The organism is Corynebacterium sp. HMSC073D01 (genome assembly GCF_001815555.1).
GTDB lineage: Bacteria > Actinomycetota > Actinomycetes > Mycobacteriales > Mycobacteriaceae > Corynebacterium > Corynebacterium glucuronolyticum.
Window position 1 is genome coordinate 66024 of sequence record NZ_KV821085.1, and the last position, 9788, is coordinate 75811.

Annotated in this window: 8 protein-coding genes; all 8 read right to left on the minus strand. The window is 56.3% G+C overall.

The window, feature by feature from the left end; all coding sequences use genetic code 11:
* Positions 1-98: 98 nt before the first annotated feature.
* Positions 99-440, minus strand: coding sequence for a type I-E CRISPR-associated endoribonuclease Cas2e (gene cas2e / locus HMPREF3044_RS12035; protein WP_040428981.1), 342 nt, complete (start codon positions 438-440; stop codon positions 99-101).
* Complete coding sequence (cas1e, locus tag HMPREF3044_RS12040) at positions 437-1369, minus strand: type I-E CRISPR-associated endonuclease Cas1e (protein ID WP_005391146.1); 933 nt, start codon at positions 1367-1369, stop codon at positions 437-439. Before cas1e ends, cas2e begins: the two co-directional genes overlap by 4 nt.
* Positions 1370-1371: 2 nt before the next feature.
* Positions 1372-2034 (minus strand): type I-E CRISPR-associated protein Cas6/Cse3/CasE, encoded by a 663-nt coding sequence (gene cas6e, locus HMPREF3044_RS12045; protein ID WP_070742094.1) that lies wholly within the window; start codon positions 2032-2034, stop codon positions 1372-1374.
* Positions 2031-2738 carry a type I-E CRISPR-associated protein Cas5/CasD gene (gene cas5e, locus HMPREF3044_RS12050; protein ID WP_005391142.1) on the minus strand — a complete coding sequence of 236 codons (708 nt, stop codon included), beginning with the start codon at positions 2736-2738 and terminating at the stop codon, positions 2031-2033. Before cas5e ends, cas6e begins: the two co-directional genes overlap by 4 nt.
* Before the next feature lies 1 nt (position 2739).
* The gene (gene cas7e / locus HMPREF3044_RS12055; protein WP_070742096.1) at positions 2740-3873 is read right to left on the minus strand and encodes a type I-E CRISPR-associated protein Cas7/Cse4/CasC; all 1134 of its coding nucleotides are present in this window, start codon (positions 3871-3873) and stop codon (positions 2740-2742) included.
* 18 nt (positions 3874-3891) lie between these two features.
* On the minus strand, positions 3892-4518 hold the full coding sequence (gene casB / locus HMPREF3044_RS12060; protein ID WP_070742098.1) for a type I-E CRISPR-associated protein Cse2/CasB: 627 nt from the start codon (positions 4516-4518) through the stop codon (positions 3892-3894).
* Positions 4515-6176, minus strand: coding sequence for a type I-E CRISPR-associated protein Cse1/CasA (gene casA, locus HMPREF3044_RS12065; RefSeq protein ID WP_070742100.1), 1662 nt, complete (start codon positions 6174-6176; stop codon positions 4515-4517). The genes casB and casA overlap by 4 nt, the downstream gene beginning before the upstream one ends.
* Positions 6177-6502: 326 nt before the next feature.
* Entirely contained in the window at positions 6503-9328 is a 2826-nt protein-coding gene (gene cas3, locus HMPREF3044_RS12070; protein ID WP_168167260.1) for a CRISPR-associated helicase Cas3', read from the minus strand.
* Positions 9329-9788: the final 460 nt, after the last annotated feature.

The following is a 9788-nucleotide window of genomic DNA, read 5'->3' on the forward strand; positions in this document are numbered from 1 at the left end:
CGGCTCATCCCCGCAGGTGCGGGGCAGATGCTATCTGAGCAGGGGAGATGAGCGCCGATTTTGGGTTTTGGCTTTAGCTTTGTTTTTGCTAGTTTCGGCTACCGTTTGCGGGAGCGGTACATGTTGCGGGCTTTGCTCCAGCCGGTGCGCCGCTGTGGGGGAGGCCGTCGCGCGGGGCGGCGTATGAGAGTGAGGCCGTCGTAGTCGGCGGGTTGCCATTCGGTCCGATGGGTACGAAACTCTAAACCTTGTTCGTTATCGGAGCTCCAGACCAAAATGGCAGATCCGTCTTTGCACAGTTCCACCGTGCGTTTCCAGATTGCCTCCCGGATCCGAGCACTGGGTCGCCCAACAAAAACGGTTGGGGAAATCTGGAACAACCATTTAGTCAGGTCACCGCGAAGACCGGCAGGGCAGGCGGTGACGACGAGGACCATCATCGATGTTCCTCCGACCAATTCATTCCCGCAGGGATGGCAGAGATTTCGTTCCAAAGGAATAGTTCGGCATTGAGAGGATCGCCATCGTCGTGAACTTCCATTAGGGAGTACAGGTCTTTGACCATTCGGGGGAGGAGTTTTGTTTCAACTATGGCATCGCGAATGATGTGGCGGATGTCCTGTGGCGCGGTCATCGCATTAGCAGCAACCGCCTCGAAAGCTGCGGGGATAGTGATTTCCGCTTTATACAGGTCGGCAATGTCGTAAACAAACGCACGATCTGTTCCCATGTGAACCACCCCGAGGGCCGGGACGAACCCCAGACCACAGATGACGGCATGAGTGATGCCGTACAGGGCGGCGTTGGCAGCGGTGAGAGTTTTGTTTATCGGATCACCGAGTTCAAATTCGTCGGGATCATATTGCCGCCGTTCCCAGGGCACGCCGGTGCGAGCGGATTCGCGAAGATAGATCTTCTTCATCCGCGACCCCTCATAGCCACGAAGCTGTTGCATGGTCGCGGTATCCACGTTGTCGTCGGGAAACCGCATGGCGTACATGCGACGGGCGCAGGCGAGGCGGCTTCGCTGGTTTGAGACGATCATCGCCTGCTTTTCTGCGAAGCGGGCGGTCTTAGCCGGTGGGCGACCACTGGCGTAGTAACGCACACCTTTTTCGCCTACCCAGCAGGTAGAAACGCCACTATCGCCGAGGATTGCCATCGCGGCATAGGTGATTGAGGTTCCCGGCCCCAGCATGAGCACGGCTAATGCTGTGGCGGGCACGTGTACCACCCCACGTTCATCCGTGATGGTTATAGCGTTAGCGTCACGGCTTACCGTTGCACGTTCCACATAGAGGAAGCTGATGCGTTCTTCCATGCGGGTCAGCGCCTGTCTGTCCAGCGGTAATTGACGTGGGGTGGCCATTGTTATCTCCTGGCCAGGGTCATGAGGCCAAGGCCGTAGGCACGGCCTTTGCCGATTCCCTGGGTTAGAGTAGCCCGCAGCGCTTCGGCGTCGGTGACTTCTAAAGTCCCCTCAAACCGAACGGTGGTGAGGGCTACAGTCCGTTTGTGGTCACGAGGATTCTTGGAAAACCTCATGACCTTGCGGTTTGCGATCCGCAGGTCAGATTCAGCACTGTCACCTTGTGGGAGAACTTTGAAACCATTCTTTTCGGATCGTTGCAGCAGCCAGTCAATCTGTTGGTCGATTCTGGCTAGAGGAACCGACTTCCCTCGCTTACCTCCAGTTTTCAGGCTGATTGAAGGGTTGGCAAGGAGCTCAAAGCACCATTGCTGACCTTTGGCAAGAGAGCTGAGAAGCTTGTCATAATCGGCTGTTTGGGCTGGTCGTGTTGACCAACCAAGTCGATCTGCAAGTTCTGCAGTGTCGGGTCGTTCCGGCCCCACGATATAGAGGATGTGCTCGTTATCGTGTTGGTCAAGGCGCCAGAGAACACGCCCGTTGTCGGAGGGGAGATCTGGTGGGAACAGGCCGCGCACCTCTGCGTGCATTGCCTCGGGATTGGTGAGAACCTTACGGCCATGGCGCTTCTGTGGGTTGACAAATACTCGTGTAAAAGTGGTCATGAGCTGATCACGGTGTCAAAGAACCTATCCTTACTTTGCGCGGAATCGTTTTCAAAGGATGCTTTCCGTTCCTCGACCACAACGGTGCGCCAGCCGTATTGCCGGTGCTCTTGGGAAAAGGAAATCGGAACGTCGCACTTGCTCATACCTGCCTCGCCAGGCTTTGCATCGCGGTGAATCGGCAGATACACCGTCGACGAGCGAGCCTTGCGGTGATGAGGAGACGCGTGCCACGGTTCGTCGACAAGCGCCTGGACAACATCGGTATCACGAATTCCAAGGACGAGATTGGGCGGGGCAGGACATGACCTGCGGCCGAGAAACAGCGGGAATCGTGGCCGCCGCAGCGACTCTGCCATAGCTTCCAGGAGCTCCCGATCCTCCGACTCGACAGCGGCGACGAAAGCCGCATCGGAGAGGTAATAACGGGTGACGAGCTGTGCCGAAGCACCTTCCTTTACTTGCCATTGCTGGGCGGTCTGATAGTCCCGCAGTAGCGTTCCGGGTTGGTCAACGCGGACCGCCAGGCGCAGTTGCGCGAGATCTTCCAAGGGATCGCTGCGACGCCTACCCTGAGCGGCCGCGATTAGTCCAACGATTCCGGACTTGGTAGGAACAGCCGCTGTCTCACGCGATTTATATCGGCTGCTGTCGCCCCATGATTGCATGGGGCCTTTCAGCAGCAGGAGAAGCGAGTGGGTCATGTTAGTTGCTCGCTTCGTCCAGGGCCTCGCCGAGAACAGTGGTGAGCTCGGGGAGCGTCGTTTCTGTTGCCAGCTCTGCGAATGCCTTGCGCAGATCGCCGAGGCCGATGACGAAAGCGGCCTTGGGCTTGAATCCGTACTGCTCTTCAATCTCGCGTTCCTGTTTAGACATCGCTTCGGCTGCTGCTTCACGGCGGCCATGATCGGCAGTGGCTGTTACGGGAGTTTCGAATGCGTTCACCAAGCTGACCGGGCGAGTATCGCGGATGGCGATGTACACGAGTTCCGGAAGCGTTTGGTTGGCAAAGGTATTGATTTTGCCGGTCGGCATGGACTTGATAAATGCTTCCACGAAGTACAGGGCGCACGTCTTGGCGGCATCCTCGTTACCCAGGTTTTCTGCGAGAGAATCCATGTCGATAGTGGCGTAGCGGTAGAGCGTCGAGCTCATCATCTGGACGGTGCCGATCATGCCAGCACCTGTTTCATCGGAGCTCTCAACGTAGTCGTCCACGGCCGTGAAGTAGTCGAACTCAGGCGAGGATTCGTGCACACCGAGGGCGTGCGCAACCTGGACTGCTGCGTCCACGTTGTAGCTGGAATCGTCAGCAACCATCCGGCCGAACATCGAGACATCGGCGGAATGCTCGCTGTTCAGCAGCTGCTTCGCTATTTTTGCTGGAATCTTCTCACTGGTTTCGCGGGACTTCACTACAGCCTGTGCGACGTTGTGAATCTGATGGCTGCTAAGGAACAGCAGGTAGCCGGCAGTCTTGTTCTTGGTCGGAGCATCATCATCCTCGTGAGCCTTGGCAGGGGCATCCTTGAGAGAGATCTTGGCGGCCTTGAACAATGCCTCAACAGCCTTTACATCTTCCGCGTCGGTGTCCTGACCGGTAATGTTAGAAATTTCCTTGAGGATGACATCGACGACGAGTCGGGTGCGCGTACCGATGGAATCCGGGTCGAGGTTTTCTGCCACATACTTGCGGATTGCGCGCTTCCACGCCTGAGAAGAAACACGCTGACGCGGGACACCACCGAAGATGGCGCTCTTCGGCGCGCCGGTGTCATCCCTGTTGATGAGGCTCGGGGGAAGGGTGTGCAGGGCAGAGATATCGACTGTGATGGACATGGGGGTAATTCCTTTCAGTTAGTTGGCAGTGGTGCCGGTGGTTGAGTAGTGGGCGGTGGCGAAGTCCCGCGACCAGCGGACGAGGACTCCATTCCGTTTCAAGGGGTTGTGCAAGCTGCGCAGATCGAGCGCGAAGCGACCGTAGTCGAATCCCAATTCTTCGCGACGAAGCAGCTGAATCAGCGATCTGATATGGATTACTTGAGCTTGCAGGTCCTGTGTCAGGAGGATCGCATCGAACCGTGGCTTCAGCGAGTCACTATCGCTGCGAAGGTCCAGAAGACCGCAGGCGCGAGCGAAACTGACATCGGGAACGTGCATCGGTCGTTTGGCGCTCTGCATGTGGAGGGCAAAGAAACTGATCGCGGCAAATGCGGCATCCTCACTCGGAGAGGGCCTGTCACCTTTGCCTAGCAGGCTTTCACCCAGTGGGGGATTCAGTTCCAAGAGCACATTTTCCATGGCGAGAGGGTCAGAAGCTGCGGTTTTTCCAGCATTCCGGCGCAAGTCGGCGAGGGTCGCGCGGGCACGAGCCTGCGCCCTGTCTCCGTGTGCGCCGAAAAAGCTGTCCTGGAGCCTTGCCGCAGTTTTCCCTACGGAAGTGGATAAACCGGGTCCGGTAGCCGGTTTCTCATCGGTGGTCATGATTTATTTCCTTTTTCTTTGCGTTGCTTGCTTGCAGTGCACGCGCTGAGCGTGTCCAAGAGCTTCCTTCTGAGCTGTGCAAATGCAGTGCCGGCGGTGAGCTGCCATGGCTTGCCACCTTCTTGGCGCGGCGGAATAAGCCGTCCCACGAGTGCCTTGGGGCCTGCCCCTCGTAGGAGGGTTTCGGCCTTGTCAATGATCGTTTCGTAAACGATGTCCTGCCACTGTGTTATTTGCTCGTCAAGTTGATCCTCGTCAACAGTTGAGAGCCAGGCGTTGAAGCGATGTTCCAGTTCAGCGAGAGCACCATCTGTTGGTGCCGGCTGAAATTCATAGTCGCCACCTGCAGCCTGAAGTAGCTGTCCGGCGAAACTCCCCAGTGCCACTGCAGCCGTCGACGTTGCGGTTGCTTGGGAAACAATTTGGTCACGGAGCTCTACGTTTTCGGGTTGGAGAATAGGTGACGGGAGATTGAGAACTGCATGAACCGTGGTCGAGGGCGTGGAATCGTTCGGTCCGTACGATGCAGAAATGAGTTCTAGGGGGATCGTTTCTTCGATGCCGAGATCGTTAAAAACTCGTGATAGTGAGTCCAGATTCCGGGGACGTTTAGGCGCGCGATCCTTCTCCGTAAACTGGGGGTCGCTGTCCAAAGCCACAAGCGGAACGAGTGATCGCCACATCGTTCGGTTGGTATCGAAGCACTGCGGGTAGTAAACCGTGTGGCCCTTCTTGGACTTGTTCTTGCTGTAGCGGTACGGCGTGAGCGGATCTCCGAATACGTTCGCTCCAGCATCGGGGATCTTGTCGCCGTTGGTGACAATGACTCCGGTAGCTCGATCTCCCTCGTAACGCACGCGAATGCGACGAGTCTGCCAGGTGAGAAGGTCCGCAGCGCCCTTCGGGGCGGGGAACTCTCTGACCGCAGCAGTATCGACGGGGCGTTCCCAGCACGGCTTGTCTTCAGGGGAAGAAATACAGTCCGCAGTGGTGTTGTACACGAGCGTTTCCGCGAAGGTATTACCAACGATGAGAGTGCGGCCGGTCATACCTGACCACCCCACGCCGATGGGGTACCCACGTCCGCCCTTCACCCGGTCGTCACCGATCGCACCCGGCTTGATGCCGGAGTAATCATAAGCCTGTGTGGTAACGATCCACCGCGCGGCTTCGCCAAGCGGTACCGTCTCCGCCGCATCTTCTTCCCGCATGGAGAAGTACTCGCTTTCGGCCTCAGGAATGAGGCGCGAAAGGGGGAGAAACTCCATATTCTTTGTCTCGAGCGTCGGGGTCTGCATAAACGGTGCAGGACCACCGACGAGGAAGAAGCGATCGCGATACGTCTCCAGGTAATTTAGGACGGTCTCGTCCGCTTCGCTGGATCGCGCCTGCTCGAGATGCTCTTCGAACCAGGTGGAGAATGGAAGGTTGTCTCCGTTGGAAACAGTGAGATCTCCGGTATGTGCCCGCCAATAAATCGGGAGGAGCAATCCGACGATGGCGGAGTCCTGCGTAGGTGCATCGCCCCTGACGCGCTTGATTGGGTGTTTTCCGTCGAAAACATCGAGGAGTCCGAGCTCAACGGGTGTCCCATCCAAAGATTCGCAGAGGATCCACGGTTCGTCGAGAAGTGAGAACCGTGGAGGTGAGCTGCTCATGATGATCCTTTCTTAAAATTAGGTGGTGGATAATTCATTTTTCAGTATAGCACGTCGGTTACAAAAAGGTAAGAGTTAATCAAAAAATGTTGCGGAAAAACTCCGTATAATTACCCCCGGCGACATACGGTGCGCTGCCGGTGAGTTTTTCACCGCAGTGATGAGCCCTCTTAGCTTTTGGTAGAAAAGCCCGTCCCGCACATGCGGGAATCGAGGGCAGAGCCATAATCCGTATGTCGCCGTTCACTGTGCTGTACATGACTATGAATGTATACAACGGTTGCCACATCGCATTGAGATCTTTCGAACAAAACCTAAGTCCACAGCTAGGAGCCGTAATTTTCGCCGGGAAAAACCTCTAATAGCCCCAAATCCATGTCGTAGCGAAGGAGATGGCCGTTGAGTTCAATCTCGTGTTCCGCATTGAGCCGCAGCGCTACCTCTCCCTTGAGTTGATAGTCCTGCACCCAACCGACAGGCGTATCCATTTCAAGCTGGTCAAGAACCTTATTCAAGGCAGTGTCGTAGGGCGTTAACCGTGAGGGGAGGCGAACAGAACTAGCAGCGAGCGCAAAAGCTGTGTGACGCTCGGGTTGCGCATCATCGGCGATGTCCGGACTTTCTGGCAAAGCGAGGGGAATGTAGCCGTATTCAGTGGAAACGATGGGAATTACCTCTACTGTCGGTGTCGAGTCGCGCACCTGCGCCAGCCCCTTGGCCTCTTCATTTTCAGCGGATTCCTTGGGACCAATGCGTTCGTAAAGCCGTTGCAAACTTCGCTCGTTTGCGACGCTGCGCGGTTCAGGTATGCGATAGGAATCTGCACGCGCTCGGGACAAATCGATGGCTTGAGCGTGTTGCTTTGCGGCTTCGTTCCACTGTTCCTCCCAGCCGTCGGGGCAGGTTAAAGCTGGAGAATACGTCTTTTGTACAAGTTCAGAAACGTCAGAGGGGGAGGTAAAACCGCGGGCAAATAGGGTTTGCATAGCCACCGCCGTTGTCGCGAAAAGTATGGCGGGGGAGTACACAGCCGCAGTTCCAGCCTCGAATTCAGGTACAGGATCCCACGTTTCCACACCGCGGATGTACACCTGCGCGTTACTGACGGGCTCGGGCCGGTCAGATGCTGGTCTGTTGTGGCGATACACACGCCCGATGCGCTGAATCAAAAGATCCATTGGCGCAATATCGGTAACGAGCAGGTCAGCGTCGATATCGAGGCTTTGCTCCGCAACCTGGGTCGTCACGACGACGAGGCGATCTGGTCTCCCATTCCCGCGATGCGCATGGGGCCCCAGCTTTCTTCGGAGCTCCTCCTCCTTGCGCGCCCTATGGGACGCCATAAACGCCGCATGATGGAGCTCTACCTCACCAGGAAATCGCGCTGAGAGCTTATCAAATGCCTCCTGAGCTCGCCGAACGGTGTTGCAAACGACAAGCGCAACACCCCCTTCGCGCAACTTATCCTCCAGCAGACCAGCGACCGCTTCGCCGTCGTCGGCAAGCTTTTCCACACTGTAGTGTTTGCTCTCCGGTCGGGTCTCTACTGGTTGTTCTCGTCCCCCTTGCTTGTCGACGATCGTTAGTAACGGATAGGCACTCGATCGTACGGTCGGCTTCTCGATGTTCAACCCCTTGGCGTATGCACTGGCCAGTGCCTGCCGCTGAGAAGTCGGAAGCGTGGCACTCATGATGATGACAGAGCACCCGTAGCGGGCGAGCCACTGGATAGCTACTGCTAGATATTCGTTCATGTAAACGTCGTACGAGTGTGCCTCATCGATAATTACCACCTTGCCGGAAAAACCGAGGTGGCGAAGCATGAGGTGTCGAGCTTGAAGCGCAAGCATGAGAACTTGATCGACGGTGCAAACCACAAAGTTGGAGAGGATTCCTCGCTTCCTTCCAGCTAACCACCGCGTCGCAGTTACCGTCCCGAACTCGTGTCGATCACCAATACTGCCAAATCTTAGCTTCGTAAAGTCCCTGTTCAAAGAGCTTTTCGAGTGTCCAAGGAACATAGTCGAGACCTCAGACTCAGGCGTCGTCCGCATCGCCCAATCAGTGACGCGGTTAAACAGTCCGTCGGCTGTTGACATCGTGGGAGCCGCAAACACGATACCTTGACTCCCCGCATGGGCGGCTAGGACATGAGCCGCAGCAAGCCCCGCCTCTGTCTTGCCCTCGCCGGTAGCAGCTTCGATGATGAGAAGTGTAGGTTCCTTTTGAGCACGGGCGATATCAACCGCCGCCTGCTGAATGGGGCGAATCTTGTAACTATCAGGCCAGTTAAAGGCAGAGGAAAAGTAGGTGGCGTCTTGTGGTGCACGAACCTGTGGTGACCACGGGGAAGAAAGCTCGATGCTATCCACGCCACGGCGAACACGATCCTCTTGTGAGTGTGTGTCATTGAGTGGAAACGCCATCTGGTTGGAAGCAATCCAGTCGCACATGATGACGAACCCCGTAATGATCTGAGTCGCAGGCGTAGTTAGCGGTTTCGTGATTTGCTGAAGCACCTCATTAAACCCCGTCAGCTCTGCAATCTTGTCCAGGATTTCCTTATGCGCGGCCTTCCATCCTGCCGAATACTTTGCCATAGCTCGCGCGGCCTTTGCCACCCCAGGCTTAGTCGAAGGAACCCCATGGTGTGCGGCTGCGATCGACGCGATACTGAGTCCAACAGGACGCGATACTTTGTGGTTTAGCAGCCAATCGAAGAGGATTGCTTCGGATGCGCTGGAGTGCGGGTAGTACTCAAAAGCTGACTCCGTCTTCGGTGCAACGAGGCTGAATCCCGCGTCTTCTACGCGCTGCGAGTACATCCCCATATCGCCCCTCGAATCCAACTGGGACTGGAAAGTGCATGATATTTTCCCGATGTCATGCGTCCCGACGACAAAAGTGACCAGGCTACGCAGCGCCTGCTCAGTCATTGAAGTCTCCCGACGAAGAAACGCTCTTGTTTGATTACTTAGCCACGTCTCCCAAAGCTCATCGGCGACGCACGCGGCATCGACAAGATGCTGGGGTACCGACAAGAAATCCCCACTCTTATCCGTGGAGTCTTCCGGAGTCTTAGCCCAAAATGAACGGATTTGTGGCTCAAAACTGGCGAGCACTTTCTCGGATGCCGAGCTAAACCTTGACATAATTCTCATCATAAAATGCGAGTGCACACGGTTAATGAGAATTTCGAAAATTGCCGACTTTTCTTTGCCACCGAGCTAACCGAACTAGATAATTCTGAGTCCCAGGACATATTGAGGTGATAAACCGGAAACACCTAACACTAAGCCCCTGGCCGGTCGAATCGAAGCTGATTCAGGCCAGTTTATGGCGAGGGGAGTGGAGCTAGATAGCAATGTGTGCTCATCCCCGCAGGTGCGGGGCAGATTGAAGCATGAAAGTCAGTTCAACGGTAACGCAGGGCTCATCCCCGCAGGTGCGGGGCAGATTCGGAGCCTGTACCACCCGGTGCGACAGCCTCAGGCTCATCCCCGCAGGTGCGGGGCAGATGTTGATTCTGTGGCTTCGAGCAAGGTGGCTGGCGGCTCATCCCCGCAGTTGCGGGGCAAATGAGCACCTGGCCGATGGTCGGGTGCTCTCGCC